Origin of the sequence: Actinomadura kijaniata (genome assembly GCF_014138665.1) — a bacterium.
GTDB classification, from domain to species: domain Bacteria; phylum Actinomycetota; class Actinomycetes; order Streptosporangiales; family Streptosporangiaceae; genus Spirillospora; species Spirillospora kijaniata.
This window is the reverse complement of sequence record NZ_JACJIA010000016.1, coordinates 23,276-40,117: the sequence shown is the minus strand read 5'-3', so window position 1 is coordinate 40,117 and position 16,842 is coordinate 23,276. Positions and strand designations below refer to the sequence as shown.

13 protein-coding genes are annotated in these 16,842 nt (G+C 72.8%); all 13 read left to right on the top strand.

Features of this window, described 5'->3' with window-relative positions:
• The first annotated feature begins 22 nt into the window (after window positions 1–22).
• The 13 genes from HNR61_RS40270 to obgE all read left to right on the top strand — a co-directional run bounded on the left by HNR61_RS40270 (window position 23) and on the right by obgE (window position 16,834).
• On the top strand, window positions 23–1,624 hold the full coding sequence (locus HNR61_RS40270) for a hypothetical protein (protein ID WP_182848411.1): 1,602 nt from the start codon (window positions 23–25) through the stop codon (window positions 1,622–1,624).
• A gap of 108 nt (window positions 1,625–1,732) precedes the next feature.
• Window positions 1,733–2,143 carry a nucleoside-diphosphate kinase gene (ndk, locus tag HNR61_RS40265; RefSeq protein ID WP_067829538.1) on the top strand — a complete coding sequence of 137 codons (411 nt, stop codon included), beginning with the start codon at window positions 1,733–1,735 and terminating at the stop codon, window positions 2,141–2,143.
• A 202-nt stretch (window positions 2,144–2,345) separates the two neighbouring features.
• Window positions 2,346–3,380, top strand: a complete 1,035-nt coding sequence (locus HNR61_RS40260; RefSeq protein WP_067829535.1) for a rod shape-determining protein — start codon at window positions 2,346–2,348, stop codon at window positions 3,378–3,380.
• 40 nt (window positions 3,381–3,420) lie between these two features.
• Window positions 3,421–4,428 (top strand): rod shape-determining protein MreC, encoded by a 1,008-nt coding sequence (gene mreC / locus HNR61_RS40255; protein WP_182848410.1) that lies wholly within the window; start codon window positions 3,421–3,423, stop codon window positions 4,426–4,428.
• 5 nt (window positions 4,429–4,433) lie between these two features.
• On the top strand, window positions 4,434–5,027 hold the full coding sequence (gene mreD, locus HNR61_RS40250) for a rod shape-determining protein MreD (RefSeq protein WP_067829530.1): 594 nt from the start codon (window positions 4,434–4,436) through the stop codon (window positions 5,025–5,027).
• Window positions 5,024–7,099: a penicillin-binding protein 2 gene (mrdA, locus tag HNR61_RS40245; RefSeq protein ID WP_182848409.1), complete on the top strand. Its 2,076-nt coding sequence runs from the start codon at window positions 5,024–5,026 to the stop codon at window positions 7,097–7,099. Before mreD ends, mrdA begins: the two co-directional genes overlap by 4 nt.
• Window positions 7,099–8,280 carry a rod shape-determining protein RodA gene (rodA, locus tag HNR61_RS40240; RefSeq protein ID WP_182848408.1) on the top strand — a complete coding sequence of 394 codons (1,182 nt, stop codon included), beginning with the start codon at window positions 7,099–7,101 and terminating at the stop codon, window positions 8,278–8,280. The genes mrdA and rodA overlap by 1 nt, the downstream gene beginning before the upstream one ends.
• A 59-nt stretch (window positions 8,281–8,339) precedes the next feature.
• A complete protein-coding gene (locus HNR61_RS40235; RefSeq protein WP_182848407.1) occupies window positions 8,340–10,262 on the top strand; it encodes a TIGR03960 family B12-binding radical SAM protein in 1,923 nt (640 codons plus the stop codon).
• A 266-nt stretch (window positions 10,263–10,528) separates the two neighbouring features.
• Window positions 10,529–11,368 (top strand): TIGR03936 family radical SAM-associated protein, encoded by an 840-nt coding sequence (locus HNR61_RS40230; RefSeq protein ID WP_182848406.1) that lies wholly within the window; start codon window positions 10,529–10,531, stop codon window positions 11,366–11,368.
• Window positions 11,369–11,577: 209 nt separating this feature from the next.
• Window positions 11,578–14,439: an Rne/Rng family ribonuclease gene (locus HNR61_RS40225; protein ID WP_182848405.1), complete on the top strand. Its 2,862-nt coding sequence runs from the start codon at window positions 11,578–11,580 to the stop codon at window positions 14,437–14,439.
• A gap of 299 nt (window positions 14,440–14,738) precedes the next feature.
• Window positions 14,739–15,053, top strand: a complete 315-nt coding sequence (gene rplU, locus HNR61_RS40220) for a 50S ribosomal protein L21 (RefSeq protein WP_067829513.1) — start codon at window positions 14,739–14,741, stop codon at window positions 15,051–15,053.
• A 15-nt stretch (window positions 15,054–15,068) separates the two neighbouring features.
• A complete protein-coding gene (rpmA, locus tag HNR61_RS40215) occupies window positions 15,069–15,326 on the top strand; it encodes a 50S ribosomal protein L27 (RefSeq protein WP_067829511.1) in 258 nt (85 codons plus the stop codon).
• A 101-nt stretch (window positions 15,327–15,427) separates the two neighbouring features.
• Window positions 15,428–16,834, top strand: a complete 1,407-nt coding sequence (obgE, locus tag HNR61_RS40210; RefSeq protein WP_182848404.1) for a GTPase ObgE — start codon at window positions 15,428–15,430, stop codon at window positions 16,832–16,834.
• Window positions 16,835–16,842 lie beyond the last annotated feature (8 nt).

Sequence of the window (16,842 nt, the reverse complement as noted above, 5' to 3'; positions counted from 1 at the left end):
ACCATCGCCCAAGGAGAGGGCCGTGTCCCCCACCACCCCTGCATCCGACCCCGATCCGTTCGCCCCCCGGGACCTCGACGTCACCCAGGAACTGGACGCGCCGGAGGCGTTCGCCCGCCTCGCCGGACGCGCCCCCCGGCCCGAGCGGGCCCCCGAGGACGTGGCGGACCGGCTGTTCGCCGCGCCGGACACCGCCCCCCACGCCGATCCCCACGCCGGTCCCCGCGGCGGGCGGGCGGCACGGGCGGCCGCGCTGCTGGCGACCCTCACCGTCGTCCCGGCCGTCGCGTTCGCGCTGCCGGACACCACCCTCAACGTCGTCGACGACGCCGGAGCCGCCCTCGGCCTCGGGCCGGACGGGCTGCGCGGCCTGCTGCGCGCCACCGGCCTCGGCCTGCCCGCGCTGCTGCTGGCCGTCCCGCCCGCCGCCGTCGCCGCCCGCAGGCTGTCCGCCCGCGCCGTGCTGCTGGCCGGCCTGCTTTGTCTGGCGGCGGGCGTGCTGGCCGCGCCCCTGGCCGACTCGGTCCCGCTGGTCGCCGCCGTGCGCGCCGCCCAGGGCGCCGGCGCGGGCGTCGCGCTGCCCGCGGTGCTGGTGCTGGTCTGGGAACGCCGCTCGACCCTGCTCACCGCCCTGTGGGCCGGAACGCTCGCGGCCGCCCTGCTGGCCGTGATGCCCCTCGCCCTGGCCGCCGTCCCCATGAGCGGTACGACCGCCGAGCCGGTGCCCTGGCACACCGCCCTGGCGCCCCGCCCCGAGCCCGTCCTCGCCGCGCTGGTCGCCGCGCTGCTGTGCCTGCTCCTGCGCGACCGGGGCCGGGACGCCCTGCCGCCGCTGCGCCACGCCGAACGCGGCCAGCTCGTCCTGCCCCTGGTGCCCGCCGCCGGGTTCGCGTTCCTGGCGCTGATGACCACCTACGACTGGTCGTCCGGCGGCCAGCTCGTGGTGGCGGGCGTGGCGCTGTTCGCGCTGGTCGGGCTGGCCCTGGTCGGCAGCCGCGACGCCACGGCGGGCAGCCCGCTGGGATGCGCGGTGGTCATGGTGACGGCGGGCCTGTTCGGCTACCCCGTCACCGCGCCGCTGGCGGGCCTGGCCGCCGCCGCGGCGCCCGAGCGGGGCGCGCCGCCGCCGGCGCCGTTCGTCGCGGCCGCCCTCGCCGCGCTGCTGGGCGCGCTGCTCACCGCGCTGCTCACCGCGCGGCTGCCGCACGCCGCCGCCCGCGCCGCCGTCCTCACCGGCCACGGACTGGTCGTGACCGGCGTGCTGCTGGGCCTGGCCGTCGACGCCACCGGCGCCCCCTGGGCGCTGCTGCTCCCGCTGGTCCCGCTCGGCGCGGGCCTCGGCGCGGCCCTGGCCGCGTCCCTGCGCGACGCGGGCGTCGGGTCGGCCCTGTTCGGCCTGTCCCTGTGCTTCCCGGCCGTGCTGACCGGCCAGCTGCTGGTGCTGTCCCTCCAGGTCGGCCAGCTCGAACGCGTCGCCCCCGCCACCGAGGCCCAGCGCCTGTACGGCCTGCTGGCGGGCTACCGCCTCTGGCTGGTGGTCGCGGGGGTCCTCGTCCTCGTCCTCACCGCCGCGTGGGCGCGCGCGGCCCGCGCGGCCCGCGCCGCGAACGTTCCCGACCTTTGAGACGGGTAGGATTCGGCGCGCAGAGGTGCAGGCCGCACGGCGGCCACGCCCCCGCCGGACGCGGGGCGCGCGTCACCCGTTCCTTCGTTTCCCTGAGGAGAATCACCCGTGTCCGAGCGCACTCTCATCCTGGTCAAGCCCGACGGCGTTCGCCGCGGCGTCGTGGGCGAGGTCATCTCCCGGATCGAGCGCAAGGGCCTGAAGCTCGTGGCGCTGGAGCTGCAGAACCTGGCCCGCGAGACCGCCGAGGCCCACTACGCCGAGCACGCCGACAAGCCGTTCTTCGGCGAGCTGGTGGAGTTCATCACCGGCGGCCCGCTGGTCGCGCTGGTGGCCGAGGGCCCCAACGCCATCAAGGCGTTCCGCCAGCTGGCCGGCGCCACCAACCCGGTCGAGGCCGTCCCCGGCTCGATCCGCGGCGACTTCGCGCTGGAGATCGGCGAGAACATCGTGCACGGCTCCGACTCGCCGGAGTCCGCCGAGCGCGAGATCAAGATCTTCTTCCCCGAACTGGGCTGATCCACGGCGCGCCGGCGGGCGCACCGACAACACGCGGGCCGGACATCTCCGGCCCGCGTGTGTTTTTTAGGAAGAACGGCAGGTCACTGGCTGACATTCGGTTCGATCTTCACCGAGGCATGGCTATGTGAGACCCGTTGGGCACGTTACGATGGGCAAGCCGCTCTGCACGCCCGACAAGCATGAAGGGCTCCCTTTCTTCATGGGTAACAAGCTGTCGTTTCTTGGCCGTGACATGGCGGTCGATCTGGGCACCGCCAACACGCTGGTGTACGTGCGCGGACGCGGCATCGTGCTCAACGAACCCTCCGTCGTCGCGATCAACACCAACACCGGCAAGATCGTCGCGGTGGGCATCGAGGCCAAACGGATGATCGGCCGCACTCCCGGCAACATCGTCGCGGTCCGTCCGCTGAAGGACGGCGTGATCGCCGACTTCGACGTCACCGAGCGCATGCTGCGCTACTTCATCCAGAAGGTGCACAAACGGCGGCACTTCGCCAAACCGCGCATCGTGGTGGCGGTGCCGAGCGGGATCACCGGGGTGGAGCAGCGCGCGGTCAAGGAGGCCGGCTACCAGGCCGGGGCCCGCCGCGTCTACATCATCGAGGAGCCCATGGCCGCCGCGATCGGCGCCGGGCTGCCCGTCTACGAACCCACCGGCAACATGGTCGTCGACATCGGCGGCGGCACCACCGAGGTCGCGATCATCTCCCTCGGCGGCATCGTCACCAGCCAGTCGGTCCGTGTCGGCGGCGACGAGCTGGACCAGGCCGTCATCGCGTTCTCCAAGAAGGAGTACTCCCTGATGCTCGGGGAGCGCACCGCCGAGGAGATCAAGATGGCGATCGGGTCGGCCTATCCCGGCGGCGAGGACGAGCCGCACGCCGAGATCCGCGGCCGCGACCTGGTGTCGGGGCTGCCCAAGACCGTGGTCATCTCCGCCGAGGAGGTGCGCCGCGCCATCGAGGAGCCGGTCAACTCGATCGTCGACGCGGTCAAGACCACCCTGGACAAGTGCCCGCCCGAGCTGTCGGGCGACATCATGGACCGGGGCATCGCCCTGACCGGCGGCGGCGCGCTGCTCAAGCACCTGGACGAGCGGCTGCGCGAGGAGACCGGCATGCCGATCCACCTGGTCGACAACCCGCTCGACTCGGTGGTGCTGGGCACCGGCAAGTGCGTCGAGGACTTCGACTCGCTGCGCCAGGTGCTCGTCCCCGAGTCGCGGCACTGAGCACCCATCCGGATCGCACAGACAACGGGGAGGTCGGCGGGTGAACGACACCCGGCGCAGCCGTGTGGTCCTCGGGGTGCTGCTGGGCGCGGCACTCCTGATGATCACGATTGACTACCGGGGCGGGGCGGACTCGCCGCTGCGCGCGCTGCGCAGCGTGGGCGCGACCGTGTTCGGCCCGGTGGAACGCGCCTCGGCCGCCGTGGTGCGCCCGGTCGGCAACACCTTCGACGCGATCACCGACGCGCCCGACCAGCGCCGCCGCGCCGAACACCTGGCCCGGGAGAACCAGCGGCTGCGCGAGCAGCTGCGCGCCAACCGGCTGAACCAGAGCCGCGCCGACCAGCTGGACCGGCTGCTCGGCACCGCCGGGGTCGGCGGCTACCGGATCCGCGCCGCGCAGGTGATCTCCGCCGGGCAGGGCCTGGAGGACACCGTCAGCATCGACATCGGCAGCCGGGACGGCGTCCGCCGCGACATGACGGTGATCGCCGCCGAGGGCCTGGTCGGCCGGGTCACCCGGGTCGGGCCCGCGACCGCGACGGTGCTGCTGGCCACCGACGTGACCTCCACGGTCGGGGCGCGGCTGGAGGACTCCAAGGAGATCGGGATCGTGCAGGGCCGGGGCCGCCGCGGGCTCGGCGGCGGCGGGCAGACCCCGCTGCGGTACCAGTTGCTGGACGCCGACGCCCCGATGCGCGTCGGGCAGCGCCTGGTCACCCTCGGCTCGCAGGGCGAGCGCCCCTACGTCCCGGGCGTCCCGATCGGCGTCGTCGAACGCATCGACCGGCCCGTCGGAGGACTGACCCGCACCGCCTACGTGCGGCCGTTCGCGCGGTTCACCAGCCTGGACGTGGTCGCGGTGGTGGTCGAGCCGCCCAAGAAGGACCCGCGGGACTCGGTGTTGCCCCCCTCACCGAAGCCCAGCGTCACCCCGTCGGCGAGCCCCAGCGCCCGGCCCGACGACAAGAAGGACGACAAGGACGAGAAAGACGACAAGGACGCCGACCGGAGGAAGCCCTCCGCCCGGCCGTCCACGGGGGACTGAGACACGTGCTGAACGCGCCAGAGCCGTCGCCGACCGGCCGCACCGTGGTGACCGTGCTGGTCGCGGTCGTCGCGCTGATCCTGCAGGTGTCGGTCGCCAACCGGCTGCCGCTGCCCGGCGGCGTCATCCCCGACCTGGTGCTGCTGACGGTGGTGGCGCTGGCCCTGGTCAACGGGTCGATGACCGGGATGGTCGCCGGGTTCTGCGCCGGGCTGGCCGCCGACATCATCCCGCCCGCCGACCACACCATCGGCCGCTACGCCCTGGTCTACTGCCTGATCGGGTACGTGTGCGGGCTGGCGTCGGCGGAGATGAACCGGCAGTCGCTGGTGCCGTTCCTGGCGGTGGCGGTCGGCGCGCTGGCCGGGACGGTGCTGTACGCCGTCACCGGCATGATGCTCGGCGACCCCCGCGCCTCCTGGGCGATCGTGTCGCGGGCGGTGCCGCTCCAGGTCCTCTACGACGTGATCGCCAGTCCGTTCGTGGTGTGGGCGATCCTGCGCGTCCATCGGCGGTACGAACGCGGTGACCGCAAGGACCGCTTCTCGCTCCCGGTGGCCCGCTACCGCGCGATGTCGGGAAGGGGGACCCGCCTGTGAACTCCCGCACCCACTTCCGGCTGCTCGTCCTGTACGTCATGGTCGGGGTGATGCTGCTGGTGCTCATGGGGCGGTTGTGGACGATGCAGGTCCTCGACGGCGCGCACTACCGGCAGGTCGCCGCCGAGAACCGCACCCGCGACATCGTCGTGCCCGCCGTGCGCGGCCTCATCGTGGACGTCAACGGCAAGCCGCTGGTCCGCAACCGCACCGCGCTGGTCGTGTCGGTGGACCGCACGTCCCTGTCCCGGCAGAAGGACCGGGGCCGCGCCGTGCTGGAGCGGCTCGCCCGGACCCTCGGCACCACCCGCGAGGCCCTGGAGCTGAAGACCCGGCTGTGCTCGCCCACGGTGAAGCGCCCCTGCTGGCCCGGCTCGCCCTACCAGCCGATCCCGGTGGAGGACCGGGCCGACCCCAAGCGCGCGTTGCAGATCATGGAGCGGCAGGAGGACTTCCCCGGCGTCACCGCGCAGCTCCAGGCGGTGCGCGAGTACCCCGCCCCGGACGGCGCCCGCCCCGTGCAGGCCCTGGGCTACCTCCAGCCGATCACCCAGGAGGAGATGGACCGGCGCAAGGGCCTGAAGGTCACCGGCTACAGCGCCGTCGACCTGATCGGCCGCGACGGGCTGGAGGCCATCTACGACGCCGACCTGCGCGGCGAGGCCGGCTACCGGCGCGTCCTGGTCGACAGCCAGGGCCGCGTCACCGGCACCGCCACCGAGAAGGCGCCGGTCTCCGGCGGGACGCTGGTCACCAGCATCGACGCGAGGATCCAGGGAGCCGCCGAGAAGGCCCTGGAGAACGCGATCAAGAAGGCGCGGTCGGGCGGCGAGAAGGCCGACGCGGGCGCGGCGCTGGTGATGGACGTGCAGACCGGCCGGGTCGTGGCGATGGCCAGCTACCCCACCTACGACCCCGCCGTCTGGACCGGCGGGATCTCCCAGGACGAGTACGAGGCGCTGCTGGGCAAGAAGAAGGGCGAGCCGCTGATCTCGCGGGTCACCCAGGGCCAGTACGCGCCCGCCTCCACGTTCAAGATCTCCTCGGTGGCGGCGGCGGTGCGCGACGGCTACGACCTGCACGGCACCTACCCGTGCCCGGGGTCGTTCAAGGTCGGCGCCCGCTCGTTCCGCAACTACGAGGGCCGGGCGCACGGCAGCATGAACCTGCGCCGCGCCCTGGTGGTGTCCTGCGACACGATCTTCTACAAGTTCGCCTACGAGCAGTGGCTGCGCGACGGCGGCATGAAGCCCGGCAAGAACCCCAAGGACCCGATGGTCCGGATGGCCCGCGACTTCGGGTTCGGCAAGCGCACCGGCATCGACGTGCCCGGCGAGGCCGACGGCCGCATCCCCGACCGCCAGTGGAAGCGCGACTACTGGAACGTCACCAAGAAGTCCGACTGCAAGGCCGCCAAGGAGGGCTACCCCGAGCTGGCGAAGAGCGACCCCTCGCGCGCCGCCTACCTGAAGTCCGTCGCCGCCGAGAACTGCACCGAGGGCCATGTGTGGCGGGCCGGTGAGGCGGCGAACTTCTCGATCGGGCAGGGCGACGTGCTGGTCACGCCGCTGCAACTGGCCCGCGCCTACGCCGCCGTCGCCAACGGGGGCCGCCTGGTCGTCCCGCGCGTCGCGCAGGCGGTCGTGCGGCCCGACGGCACCGTCGCCCGCCGCATCGACCCGCTCCCGCCCGCGCGCCTGCCGGTGCCGCCCCACGTGCTGAAGTACATCCGGTCCGGCCTGGAGGGCGTGACCAAGGAGGGCACCGCCCGCGGGGTGTTCCAGGACTTCCCGCTGGACAAGGTCCAGATCGCCGGCAAGACCGGCACCGGCGAGGTCTGGGGCAAGGGCGACACCTCCTGGTTCGCCTCCTACGCCCCGGCGAAGAAGCCGCAGTTCGCGGTGGTGGTCATGGTGTCGCAGGGCGGCACCGGCGGCGGCACCGCCGCCCCGGCCGTCCGCGAGATCTACGAGACGATGTACGGCCTGAAGGGCAAGCAGCCCGCCCTCAAGGACGGGAAGCTGCCCGCCACCCTGCCGAAGCTCCGCCAGGACAGCGGGAGGAAGCCCTGATGCTCGGCACGGGCGTGGGAACGGTCGAGGGGTACCGGGACCCCAACGTCTGGCGGCGGCGCGCGGCCGGGCTGAAGCGGCTGGACTGGACGCTGATCCTGGTCGTGACGGTGCTGTCGGTGCTGGGCGCGCTGCTGGTGCGGTCGGCGACGTTCCAGCTGATGATCGAGCACGGCAAGGACCCCAACAGCTTCCTCAAGCGCCACATCCTGAACCTGGTGATCGGGTTCGGGCTGGGCGCGCTGGTGACGTTCCTGGACTACCGGCTGCTGCGCGCCTACGCGCCGATCCTGTACGGGCTGGCGTGCGTGGGCCTGGTCGCGGTGCTCACCCCGCTCGGCGAGACGATCAACGGGTCGCACTCGTGGATCGTGATCGGCGGCGGGTTCCAGGTGCAGCCGTCGGAGTTCGCCAAGGTCGGCCTGGTGGTGCTGCTGGCGATGATCCTGGGCGAGCCGCGCGACGGCGAGGTCGGGCCGTCGCCCCGCGACATCCTGCTGTCGCTGGTGCTGGCCGGGGTGCCCGCCGCGCTGATCATGCTGCAGCCGGACCTGGGCACCACGCTGGTGTTCGGGGCGGTGCTGCTGGGCATGCTGGCGATCTCCGGGGTGCGCAGGCGCTGGCTGGTCGGGCTGGTCGGCGGGGGAGTGCTCACGGCGTGCGCGGTGGTCTTCCTCGGCCTGCTGAAGCCGTACCAGATCGCGCGGTTCACGGCGTTCCTGGACCCGTCGGCGGACCCGCGCGGCGCGGGCTACAACGCCATGCAGGCCCGCATCGCCGTGGGCTCGGGCGGGGTGACCGGCAAGGGCCTGTTCCAGGGCGAGCAGACCGGCGGCCACTTCGTCCCCGAGCAGCAGACCGACTTCATCTTCACCGTCGCGGGCGAGGAGCTCGGCTTCGTCGGCGGGGCGGTCATCGTGCTGCTGCTGGGCGTGGCGCTGTGGCGGGGCCTGCGCATCGCGCTCCAGGCCGCCGACACGTTCGGCGTGCTGGTGGCCAGCGGGGTGGTGTGCTGGATGGCGTTCCAGACGTTCGAGAACATCGGCATGACCATCGGCATCATGCCGATCACGGGGCTGCCGCTGCCGTTCGTGTCCTACGGCGGCTCGGCGACCTTCGCCAACATGATCGCGGTGGGGTTGCTCCAGGCCGTGCACCTGCGGCGGCGGACGTTCGACTGACGTCGCGGCGGTACGCTTGAAGGTCTATCCCCCCGTCCACAGCACTGGAGGACACCGTCATGCCTGTCGAGTCGCTCTTCCCGCGCCTGGAGCCACTGCTCCCGAGCGTGCAGAAGCCGATTCAGTACGTCGGCGGCGAGCTGAACTCCCAGGTCAAGGACTGGGACGAGGCGCGGGTCCGGTGGGCGCTGATGTACCCGGACGCCTACGAGGTCGGGCTGCCCAACCAGGGCGTGCAGATCCTCTACGAGATCCTGAACGAGCGGGACGGCGTGCTGGCCGAGCGCACCTACTCGGTGTGGCCGGACATGGAGGCCGTCATGCGGGAGAACGGGATCCCCCAGTTCACCGTGGACGGGCACCGGCCGGTGGCGGCGTTCGACGTGCTGGGCGTGAGCTTCTCGACCGAGCTGGGGTACACGAACCTGCTGACCGCCCTGGACCTGGCCGGGATCCCGCTGCGCGCCGCCGACCGCGGCGACGAGCACCCGATCGTGCTGGCGGGCGGGCACGCGGCGTTCAACCCCGAGCCGATCGCCGACTTCCTCGACGCGGCCGTGCTGGGCGACGGCGAGGAGATCGCCCTCGCGGTCACCGACGTGATCCGGGAGTGGAAGGAGGAGGGGCGTCCCGGCGGCCGCGACGAGCTGCTGATGCGCCTGGCGGCCTCCGGCGGCGTGTACGTGCCGAAGTTCTACGACGTGTCCTACCTGCCGGACGGGCGCATCCAGCGCGTCGCGCCGAACCGGCCGGGCGTTCCGTGGCGGGTCGAGAAGCACACCGTCATGGACCTGGACAGCTGGCCCTACCCCAAGAAGCCCCTGGTCCCGCTGGCCGAGACCGTGCACGAGCGGTTCAGCGTGGAGATCTTCCGCGGCTGCACCCGGGGCTGCCGGTTCTGCCAGGCGGGCATGATCACCCGTCCGGTGCGGGAACGCTCGATCACCACGATCGGCGCGATGGTCGACCAGGGCCTGAAGGAGTCCGGCTTCACCGAGGTCGGCCTGCTCAGCCTGTCCTCGGCCGACCACAGCGAGATCGCCGAGGTCGCCAAGGGCCTGGCCGACCGGTACGAGGGCACCAACACCTCCCTGTCGCTGCCCTCGACCCGCGTGGACGCCTTCAACATCACCCTGGCCAACGAGTTCTCCCGCAACGGGCGGCGCTCGGGCCTGACGTTCGCGCCCGAGGGCGGCTCCGAGCGCATGCGCAAGGTGATCAACAAGATGGTGTCGGAGGACGACCTGATCCGCACCGTCACCACCGCCTACGAGAACGGCTGGCGGCAGGTCAAGCTGTACTTCATGTGCGGCCTGCCGACCGAGACCGACGAGGACGTGCTGGAGATCGCCGGGATGGCCCGCCGCGTCATCCAGGCCGGCCGGGAGGCGACCGGCCGACGGGACATCCGCTGCACCGTGTCGATCGGCGGGTTCGTGCCCAAGCCGCACACCCCGTTCCAGTGGGCCGCGCAGACCGACCACGAGACCGTGGACCGCCGCCTGCGCCTGCTCAAGGACACCCTGCGGCAGGACAAGGAGTACGGCCGCTCCATCGGCCTGCGCTACCACGACGGCCAGCCGTCGGTGATCGAGGGCCTGCTGTCGCGCGGCGACCGCCGCGTCGGCGGGATCATCCGCGCGGTGTGGGAGGACGGCGGCCGCTTCGACGGCTGGTCGGAGCACTTCTCCTACGAGCGCTGGCTGCGGTGCGCCGAGAAGGCCCTGGCCGACGAGCCGGTGGACCTGGACTGGTACACCACCCGCGAGCGCGACGAGGTCGAGGTCCTGCCCTGGGACCACCTGGACGCGGGCCTGGACCGCGAGTGGCTGTGGCAGGACTGGCAGGACGCCGTCGACGAGACCGAGGTCGAGGACTGCCGCTGGACCCCCTGCTACGACTGCGGCGTCTGCCCGACCATGGGCACCGAGATCCAGATCGGCCCCACCGGCAAGAAGCTGCTGCCGCTTTCGGTGGTCTGACCTGCGAGAACGCCCGACGCGGCGGTCCGTGCCCTCCGGCGCGGACCGCCGCGTCGCCGTTGGGGGCGCCACGCGGCCCCGATATGTGATCTACATCACGTCGCCTTGGGGCGGAGTGGGCGGGGGAAGGGCCTGTTTCCGCCGGTGTGGGACGGGGCGGAGCGCACGGGGGAGTGCGGGCGGTCACGGACGCGTCCGATAGCCGTACTCTATAGAGAGACGTTTTCGACTCGATGCGAGTAGGAAGGACTACTGCCCTGGCTCCCATGCCGGAGGGTCCTGCACCGGCCCCCGTGACCCAGCGCCTGCGAGTTCGCTACGCCAAGCGAGGCAGGCTGCGGTTCACGAGCCATCGCGACATTTCCCGGGCCGTGGAACGCGCCGTACGGCGTGCCGGGATCCCCGTCGCGTTCAGTGCCGGATTCACTCCGCACCCGAAGATCTCGTACACGGGTGCGGCGGCGACCGGGGTGGCCAGCGAGGCCGAATACCTCGAACTCGGGCTCACCGAGCCCCGCGACCCTGCGCGGGTGCGAGACGAGCTCGACGCGGCCCTGCCGGACGGGATCGACATCTGCGATGTCGTGGTCGTGCCGCCGGGGTCGGGCAAGCCGAGCGCCCTCGCCGACCGGCTTGAGGCGTCCGAATGGCGGATCCGGCTGGACGGTGTCGCACCCGACGACGCCGACCGGGCCGTGAACGCCTTCCTGGCCGCCGAGAGCGTCGAGGTGGAACGCCTCACCAAGAAGGGTCGTCGCCGTTTCGACGCGCGCTCGGCCGTGTCCGCCATGGGGCTGGACCGGCGAGCCGTGGAGGCGTCCGATGCCCCTTGTGCGATACTTCGAATGGTTGTGCGGCACACCACACCCGCCGTACGACCCGACGACATCCTCACCGGACTGCGTCAGGTCGCCGACCTCGCGCCGCCGTCACCGCCACTGGTGACCAGGCTGGCGCAGGGGCCCCTGGACCCGGACACCGGTGACCTCGCGGATCCACTGGATCCCGACCGCAACACGCAGCCGGCCGGCGACGACGCCGGGGCGGCGGGCGGTGCTGTGCTCGGAAACCCGGGCGCCGCGAGCGCGGATGCCGTCAGCGCCTGATCGTCGGGCCGAAGCCGTGGCAGCACGGAACCGGCCCTCAGGGGACGGCGGGCGCGCCCCCGACGACTTCGTCGTCGTGCCCGGGCAACGGCCCGGACGCGGCGGCACCGACGATTGACGGAGTGTTCCCGTGCGGCGCACCGCACCGTATCCGCCCCTTCGGCGGAACGGCGCGGACGCGCCCGGGAACCTGACGGGAGATTGCCCGCATGCTTGAGAACGACGCCGATTCGGCCGCGGCCGAAGGCACCGATACCAGTAACACGCCCACGTCGAGCGGCGCCGCCGCCGGGACGGCGTCCACCGGGGTGACCCGGGTGACCCGCACCCGCAAGCGCGCCGCCAGCCGCCCCGCCGGGCCGCCGCCGGACGTCGAGGACACCCCGGCGGTGATCGCGGTTCCGGTGGAGGAGAAGGACCGGCCCGCCGCGCCGGCCGAGGAGCCGCCGGCCAAGAAGGTCACGCGGACCCGCAAGACCACGGCCAGGAGCCGCAAGCCCGCCGGGGAGCCCGAGCCGGTCGAGGACAAGCCGGCCGACAAGCCCGTCGAGGCCGAGGCCGCCACCGAGCAGCCGGCCGAGAAGCCCGCGCGCCGCACGCGCAAGCGTGCCGCCGCGCCCGCCGCGGAGAAGGCCGCCGAGGAGGCCCCCGAGGAGCGGGACGCCGCGCCCGCCGTTCCCCCGGCCCCGGCCGTTCCCGCGGCCACGCCGGCGCCCGTTGCCGACGAGGAGGAGGGCGACGAGGACGAGGAGGCCGCCCCCGGCGTCCCCTCGGTGACCTTCCAGCCGCCGATGGTGGTCTTCCAGCCGCCGCAGCCCACCGCCACCCCTCCCGCCCGTTCCCGCAAGGACGAGGTCAAGGAGGACGAGGAGGAGGGGCCCGAGGACGAGGCCGAGCTGGCCGACGACGCCGAGGACGACGAGTCCGACGACCGTCCCTCGCGCCGTCGCCGCCGTCGCGGCGGCCGCGGCCGGGGACGCACCGGCAAGGAGGGCGGCGAGGACGAGGCCGCCGAGGAGCCGCAGGCCGCCGAGGAGCCCGAGCCCGCCGAGCCCGCCGAGGCCCCCGCCGAGGAGGCGGAGGACGCCGACGGCGGCACCAGCCGCCGACGCCGCCGTCGCCGCCGCCGGACCGGCGGCGCCGACGCCGAGCCCGCCGTGACCCCCGACGACCCGCCGAACACCGTCGTCCACGTGCGCGAGTCCCGCGCCGTCGAGGACGAGGTCCAGGCCGTGCGCGGCTCCACCCGGCTGGAGGCCAAGAAGCAGCGCCGCCGCGAGGGCCGCGAGCAGGGCCGCCGCCGCCCGCCGGTGATCACCGAGGCGGAGTTCCTGGCGCGCCGCGAGGCGGTGGAGCGCGTCATGGTCGTCCGCCAGGAGGGCGAGCGCACCCAGATCGCCGTGCTCGAGGACGACGTCCTGGTCGAGCACTACGTCAACCGCGCCACCCAGCAGTCCTACGTCGGCAACGTCTACCTGGGCAAGGTCCAGAACGTCCTGCCGTCGATGGAGGCCGCGTTCGTCGACATCGGCAAGGGCCGCAACGCCGTCCTGTACGCCGGCGAGGTCAACTGGGACGTCGCCGGGCTGGAGGGCCAACCGCGCCGCATCGAGTCGGCGCTGAAGTCGGGCCAGTCGGTGCTGGTGCAGGTCACCAAGGACCCCCTGGGCCACAAGGGCGCGCGCCTGACCAGCCAGGTCTCGCTGCCCGGCCGCTACCTGGTGTACGTGCCGGACGGTTCGATGACCGGCATCAGCCGCAAGCTGCCCGACAAGGAGCGCAGCCGCCTCAAGCAGATCCTCAAGAAGATCATGCCGGAGAACGCCGGGGTGATCGTCCGGACCGCCGCCGAGGGCGCGACCGAGGAGGAGCTGGCCCGCGACGTGTCGCGGCTGGCCGCCCAGTGGGACAACATCCGGTCCAAGGTCAAGTCCGCGTCCGCGCCGTCGCTGCTGTACGGCGAGCCGGACCTGACCATCCGCGTGGTCCGCGACATCTTCAACGAGGACTTCACCAAGCTGGTCGTCCAGGGCGGCGAGGCGTGGGACACCGTCTCCGAGTACGTCGAGTACGTCGCCCCGCACCTGGCCGACCGGGTCGAGAAGTGGACCGGCGACGGCGACGTGCTGGGCGGGTTCCGCATCGACGAGCAGATCGCCAAGGCCCTGGACCGCAAGGTGTGGCTGCCCTCCGGCGGCTCGCTGGTGATCGACCGCACCGAGGCCATGACGGTCATCGACGTCAACACCGGCAAGTTCACCGGCCAGGGCGGCAACCTGGAGGAGACGGTCACCCGCAACAACCTGGAGGCGGCCGAGGAGATCGTCCGCCAGCTGCGGCTGCGCGACATCGGCGGCATCATCGTCGTCGACTTCATCGACATGGTCCTGGAGAGCAACCGCGACCTGGTGCTGCGCCGCCTGGTGGAGTGCCTGTCGCGGGACCGCACCAAGCACCAGGTCGCCGAGGTCACCTCCCTCGGCCTGGTCCAGATGACCCGCAAGCGGGTCGGGCAGGGCCTGCTGGAGGCGTTCTCGGAGACCTGCGAGTGCTGCAACGGCCGCGGTATCCACGTCCAGCTCACCCCGGTCGAGCCCAAGGCCGACAAGCCCGGCCAGGGCAAGGACGGCGGCCGCCGCCGCAAGCGCAAGGGCGAGGTGGAGAAGGCCGTCGAGGAGAAGCTCGCCCAGCAGGAGAAGGGCCGGGAGGGCGCCCGGGCCGAGGAGGCCCCGGCCGAGGAGCCGAAGGTTGAGGAGGCCCCGGCCCCCGAGGCCGCCGAGGCCAAGCCCGAGTCCAAGCCCAAGGCCAAGCGGGCCACCCGCGCCAGGAAGGCCAAGGCCGTCCTCGCCGACGAGGAGGGTGCCGAGGCCGTGGTGGAGGCGGCCGACGCCGCCGCCGAGGCCGCCGACGCCGCGCCGGGGACGCTGGAGGCCGACGAGCCGGTTCCCGCCGACCTCAACGGCGAGGCCGCCGAGGAGGCCGCCACCGCGGGCAACGGCCGTCGCCGCCGCACCCGCCGCACCGTCAAGAAGGCCGAGACCGAGGCTCCCGCCGACGTCGCGGCCGAGTAAAGGCTCCGGAACGGCCGGGTCCGGGCGCGGTTCGCGTTCGGGTCCGGCCATCCGGTAACCTTGGAGGTCGGCGCGCCGTGAGCGCGTCGTCTCGACTCGCACCCGATCCCTCACCGGATCTCACGGGTGTGCCTCCCGCCGATCCAGGCGGGACCAGCAGAGAGCGCCCAGGGGACCTCTCCTGAGGCGTGCCGCCATCGGCCCCGGCCGGTGGTAGGCCCCCAAACCGTGGGGGCTGGGTTCAACCACGCGTGGGACCGGTTGACTCCGGAAGCGCGCGCAGACGAAGGGTTTCCGCGGTGTACGCGATTGTCCGCGCAGGCAGCCGCCAGGAGAAGGTGGCGGTCGACGACGAACTGCTCGTCGACAAGCTCACCGGTGACGCCGGTGACACGGTCAGCTTCCCGGCCATCCTGGTCGTCGACGGCGACAAGGTGGTCAGCAAGGCCGCCGAGCTGGCCAAGTACGAGGTGACCGCCGAGATCGTCGGCGCCGTCAAGGGCCCGAAGATCAACATCATGCACTACCGGAACAAGACCGGGTACAAGCGGCGCATGGGTCACCGCCAGCCGTACACCCAGGTCAAGATCACCGGTATCAAGGCCGGGAAGTAAGGGAGGCGTCGAACAATGGCACACAAGAAGGGCGCATCGTCCAGCCGTAACGGCCGCGACTCCAACGCCAAGCGCCTGGGTGTCAAGCGCTTCGGCGGCCAGGTCGTGAAGGCGGGCGAGATCCTGGTCCGCCAGCGCGGCACCCACTTCCACCCCGGCCCGGGCGTCGGCCGCGGCGGCGATGACACGCTGTTCGCGCTGGTCGCGGGCGCTGTCGAGTTCCGGCGTTACCGTGGTCGTAACGCCGTGAGCATCGTCCCGCCGGCGGAGTAATCCGCCGCGCAGCGACGTTAGAGCTATCTGAGGGGCGGACCGCACCGGTCCGCCCCTCGGCCCTTTTCGGGGCCGATCCAGCGAGGCGAGGGAGAACGAGCGTGGCAGCAGGAACCGGATCCGGCGCGCAGTTCGTGGACCGGGTGGTGCTGCACGTCGCCGCGGGCAACGGCGGCCACGGCTGCGCGTCCATCCACCGGGAGAAGTTCAAGCCGCTCGGCGGCCCGGACGGGGCCAACGGCGGCAGGGGCGGCGACGTGATCCTCGTCGTCGACTCCAACTCCGCCAGCCTGCTGGACTACCACCGGCGTCCGCACCGCAAGGCGACCAACGGCCGTCCCGGCCAGGGCGGGCACCGCACCGGGGCCAACGGCGAGGACATGGTCCTGCCGGTCCCCGACGGCACGGTCGTGAAGACCGCCGGCGGCGACGTGCTGGCCGACCTGGTGGGGGAGGGCACCCGGTTCGTGGTCGCGCGCGGCGGCCACGGCGGGCTCGGCAACGCCGCCCTGGCCTCCGCCAAGCGCAAGGCCCCCGGCTTCGCCCTGCTCGGCGAGCCCGGCGAGGCGCTGGACGTGGTGCTGGAGCTCAAGAGCGTCGCCGACGTGGCGCTGGTCGGGTTCCCCAGCGCCGGCAAGTCCTCGCTGATCGCGGCGCTGTCGGCGGCCAAGCCGAAGATCGCCGACTACCCGTTCACCACACTGGTCCCGAACCTGGGCGTGGTCAGCGCGGGCGACACGACCTTCACCGTCGCCGACGTGCCCGGCCTGATCGAGGGGGCCAGCGAGGGCCGGGGCCTGGGGCTGGAGTTCCTGCGGCACATCGAGCGTTCCTCGACCCTGGCGCACGTGCTGGACTGCGCGACGATGGAGCCGGGCCGCGACCCGGTCAGCGACTTCGAGGTCATCGAGAAGGAGCTCCAGGCCTACGACCGCGTCCTCGGCGACCGCCCGCTGTCGGACCGGCCCCGGATCGTCGTGCTGAACAAGGTGGACGTGCCCGACGCCCGCGACCTGGCCGAGATGGTGCGGCCGGAGTTCGAGGCGCGCGGGCTGAAGGTGTTCGAGGTGTCGGCGGCCAGCCACGAGGGGCTGCGGGAGCTGTCGTTCGCCATGGCCGAGATGGTCAAGGGCTTCCGGGCGTCGCTGCCGCCCGCCGAGCCGACCCGCATCGTGATCCGCCCGACGCCGGTGCGCGGCGGCGTCGAGTTCGAGATCAAGAAGATGGGCGACAACACCTATCTGATCACCGGGGAGAAGCCGGTCCGCTGGCTGCGGCAGACCGACTTCCAGAACGAGGAGGCCGTCGGCTACCTGGCCGACCGGCTCAACCGCCTCGGCGTGGAGACCGCCCTGGCCGAGGCCGGGGCCGAGCCGGGCGCCACCGTCATGATCGGAACGGTCGACGAGTCGGTCGTGTTCGACTGGCACCCCGAGGTCGCCGCCGGGACCGACGACGGCAGCGCGGGCCCGCGCGGCTCCGACCGCCGCCTGGACGACTACCGCTGACCCTCCCC